Origin of the sequence: Moraxella sp. (assembly GCF_024227015.1) — a bacterium.
In the GTDB taxonomy this organism is placed as follows: domain Bacteria; phylum Pseudomonadota; class Gammaproteobacteria; order Pseudomonadales; family Moraxellaceae; genus Moraxella.
In genome coordinates, this window is sequence record NZ_JAAELD010000252.1 from 1 (window position 1) to 3944 (window position 3944).

The 3944-nt window shown below is 45.0% G+C and carries 4 protein-coding genes; 1 reads left to right on the forward strand and 3 read right to left on the reverse strand.

Annotation, left to right across the window (positions count from 1 at the left end; all coding sequences use genetic code 11):
* Positions 1–68: 68 nt before the first annotated feature.
* Positions 69–1829, reverse strand: a complete 1761-nt coding sequence (locus GY683_RS05945; RefSeq protein ID WP_297287869.1) for a M61 family peptidase — start codon at positions 1827–1829, stop codon at positions 69–71.
* A 215-nt stretch (positions 1830–2044) separates the two neighbouring features.
* Between GY683_RS05945 and GY683_RS05950 the strand changes: the two genes are divergently transcribed.
* Entirely contained in the window at positions 2045–2530 is a 486-nt protein-coding gene (locus GY683_RS05950; RefSeq protein WP_036364354.1) for a peptidylprolyl isomerase, read from the forward strand.
* A gap of 148 nt (positions 2531–2678) precedes the next feature.
* On the opposite strand, the gene GY683_RS05955 is transcribed toward GY683_RS05950, so the two are convergent.
* Positions 2679–3485 (reverse strand): Sir2 family NAD-dependent protein deacetylase, encoded by an 807-nt coding sequence (locus GY683_RS05955; RefSeq protein WP_297287870.1) that lies wholly within the window; start codon positions 3483–3485, stop codon positions 2679–2681.
* Position 3486: 1 nt separating this feature from the next.
* The coding region (locus tag GY683_RS05960; protein ID WP_297287871.1) for a restriction endonuclease subunit S at positions 3487–3944 on the reverse strand (458 nt) is incomplete at its 5' end.

The window sequence follows — 3944 nt, forward strand, 5'->3', positions numbered from 1 at the left end:
CACCATCAATCAAATAATAAAAAACGCCCAAAATTTTAGGGTGTTTTTTATTAATGATAAGCTTTGAGTTAGTTTAGCCAGATGCCATTGGTGTTATCAACCAAGCTGACTTGTCGATATTCAAATGATCCACCATGAACACTAAATGTCATGAGCTCATCTCGGCGAAATGCATGAACGACGATAGGCTTGTCATCATGACTTTGACGCTTCGTGGTGGTCTCGATGAGTTTTTGACTTGCTTTTAGCCTGTCGATGGCTACGATGACATCATTGGCGGATAGTCCTGCTTTGCTGGCTGGGCTTTGGCGGATGAGATGCTTGATTTTGATGCCGCTTGGCAACTCTTCTGTCGTCATGCCCCAGGCTCTTTGTTGGGCTTTGGCGGTAATTTCAATGCCAAATTCTGCCAGCATGTCTTCAATGGGCAGTGATTGGCGCCCGATGACATAATTGTCAAAAAATGCCTGCCACACATCACGCCCGATCATCTGGCTAACCACGTCACCAAGGTTCTCATGCGTCATGCCAAAGCGACGATTGTCTTGTTTAAGTGCTTTGGCGTAGAAGGCTCTGACGACATCGAATAAGCGATATTTGCCGTTGGAGTGTTTTAGTAAGGTAAGATCCAGTAGTAGGGCGATGAGTGCGCCTTTATTGTAGTAGCTTGCGCCTTGGTTGGTGGAATTCTCGTCGGGTCGATACAGTTTAATCCAAGCGTCAAAGCTGGATTCGGCGACGCTTTGTAGGTCGCGACCAGCGGTCTGATAGTAGCGATTAATCTGTGCGGCGAGCAGTTTTAGGTAAGACGCTTTATCAATCACGCCCGAACGCAGCAGCATCAGATCATCGATATAGCTGGTGAATCCCTCAAAGACCCATAATAATGACGAAGGCGCTTCAGTTTGTAATTGTGAATCCATCATCACGTCAGGGCGTACTGTTTTTACCCACCATGCGTGAAAATACTCATGGCTGCATAGCCCTAGATAGCGCTGATAATCGTCGCTCGGGATAGTACTTTCATGAATGCTTGGCAGGTCGGTGCGCGGACTGACCAGTGCGGTAGAATTGATGTGCTCAAGACCGCCATAATCTGAACCCGTCACCATGGTCATGAAGGTATAATCTTCAAATGGCGCACTGCCCAGCTCGTCTAGGTAAGTTTGACAAATTTTCTGTACGTCTTGTTGTAGGCGTGACAGGTGTCCATGATGCTTACCCGCGATAAAAAAACGATGCGGCAGGCTTTTGCTATCAGCGTCTGTGATCGTAAAGGTAAATTCATCCTGAGTGCTGATTTCAAATGGATAATCGTAGCTTTCAAAGGCGGCAACAGGCTCTAGATGATAAGTCTTGCCAACAGCATCATCAGCACAATTATGCTTTAGACCGCAGGCAAGTGTCGCGTTGGGATTGAGTGCATAAAAAGCATTTGGTACATGTAGTGAAATATTCGCGCTATTGTTCTCTTGCCCTGTCGGGATAACGAGTAGCGAACTAAAGTTCCCAAACAAGCGCGTATTATCCAAGAATGCTGCGCGCACCGACAGATCGTGACAATACACTTCATAACGCACATCGACGACATCTCCTGCCTTAATGTGGGTGAGTTCATAAGTATTCTTTGAGCGCTTAACGGCATCGAGTCGTGTATCATCATGATCGTACTGTACGAGGGTGATGTTTTTGCTAAACTCGCGAATCAGATAACTGCCTGCAATCCATGTCGGCAGCCATAATGTTGGTGCATCCACCTGCGCCTTAAAATTAAGATGAATATCAACAAGATGTTCATTAAATCTAGTAAAATCAACAATATATTTCATATTTTTCCTATATTGGTTATTAATTTATCAGCGCCATTATCATATCATTAATCCGTCATTTAACCAAATCGCAGATGATCAGGCTGGCATGATGGATTTGAATGTTTTTTGTAACATCAGCAACATCAGTCAAAAAGTCTGTTATAATGAAACTAATGTTATCGCGATTGGGATGCCAACGCGTACATTTATTCATCAAAAATAGGAATGCTCTTATGACAACCATCACAAAAGATTCTGTGGTTCAATTTAACTACACACTAACCAACGATCAAGGCGAGACATTGGATCAATCTCGTGGTACGCCACTTGCATACTTGCACGGTCACCACAACATTATCCCAGGCCTAGAAGCTCAAATGGAAGGCAAGTCTGCTGGCGATAAATTCGTTGCGACCATCGCGCCAGAAGATGCGTACGGTGAATACATCGCAGAAGCGGTGCAGTCTGTGCCACGCGCGAACTTCCAAGGTGTGGATAACATCGAAGTGGGCATGCAATTTCAATCACAGACTGATGACGGTCATGTGATGTTGGTTACTGTTAAAGAAGTGACTGACGAAGAGGTTGTGGTTGATGGCAACCACCCATTGGCAGGTCAGGCGCTGACTTTTGATGTTGAGATCGTAGAAGTGCGCGCAGCGACTGCTGATGAGATCGCACACGGCCACGCACACGGCGAAGGCGGTCATCATCACTAATTGATGATTAATAAAAAAGACCCTGATTCATCGGGGTCTTTTTTATTGGCTGGATTTTTATTAATTTAATTCAAATGTTTTGGTCTGAGTTGTTATATTTTGGCAAATGATAATAACTCTTAAAGACAGACTCGCATTGTATAAAATTTCACTCATTGGCATTCAACGCCCGCCAAATCTCATCTATCCCATGTACGCCCGTCATGCCAAGTCCAATACCGCCTTGGGGTGTGGCAGGTTCTCGCAGGTTAATGCGAATCAGACGTGGGGCAAAGCCATCGCCAAAGCGTCTAACCGTCGGGATTGCTGTTCCTGCTCCAATCTCGATGACAACAGGATTTTGGTGGGTTGTCAAAAACTTGTGCAGGCGGGTTTCTTGCTCGTCCGTGCGATGAGATTGCCAAGCAAAATCGCCAAACATCAAGATATTAGGACGAGCCAACCCGCCACAGTCAGGGCAAGTGGGTAGCTCCCCAAGCCACTCACATTTGTCATTGTCAATCACAGGCGTTAAGCCGTCCGCCGTCCAAATCTTATGGCAGCAGGGCTTGGCACATTGCAAATGATGAATAGAGCCGTGGCATTCATAGATACGCATAGGGTCAAAGCCTGCTTTGTCAAACTGCCCGTCCACATTGCTGGTAAAGACAAAATACGGCACGCCTACCGTTTTGGCAATGTCAAGTAACACCCCAAAGCCCCGATGTGGGACGGTCTGCCGATACAGGGCAAGCCTATGACCATAAAAGCCCCAAGCCAAATGGGGATTTTGGCGAAAAGCAGTCGGATTGGCAATGCTCATAAAGTCCACTTGCTGTCTGCCAAGCTCGGGGTAGACTTGCCACATACCGTGATTGCCCCGAAAGTCAGGCAAGCCCGAATCCACGCCCATACCTGCCCCTGCGGTGATGAGTAGGCTATCGGCGGAGTGGAGTAGGGCGTTGATGGCGGGCATTTTAGTGTCCATAGTGTTGTAAAATTTGCAAAATCTTTTTCATTTCAACTGCTTTCATCATATTTTCCATATACGCCCAATTTGGCTCACCGTTATCATCGGTGGGTAGCATAATGGTTTGTTTACTCATTCTTTGGGCGTTAAATTTATAACCGTATTGATATTTTTCTTTTTGTTGCAAAATGGCGGTTTTTAAAAATAAATACACCCATTTATTAGCATAATCTTTGTTTTTTAATTCCAGTCTTTTGACATCATCAGAAAAGATGCAGTCATAAGGGTGATAAAAATTTTCTACCACGCTACCATTATAATTTACCCCCAAAATATTTTTATCAAGACTGGCATTGGTATTGCTCACAAATTCGGTAATGCCATTATTAAATTCGGTTGCTCCAATAAATGGCATATCGCCACGGGTCATTTCTGATTTGGTTAAACGCACACCAGATTTAATAA

Excerpts from the sequence above, each read along its gene's own strand:
- GY683_RS05945 (WP_297287869.1), bottom strand. The coding sequence starts at position 1,829 with ATGAAATATATTGTTGATTTTACTAGATTTAATGAACATCTTGTTGAT.
- GY683_RS05955 (WP_297287870.1), bottom strand. The coding sequence starts at position 3,485 with ATGCCCGCCATCAACGCCCTACTCCACTCCGCCGATAGCCTACTCATC.
- GY683_RS05950 (WP_036364354.1), top strand. The coding sequence starts at position 2,045 with ATGACAACCATCACAAAAGATTCTGTGGTTCAATTTAACTACACACTA.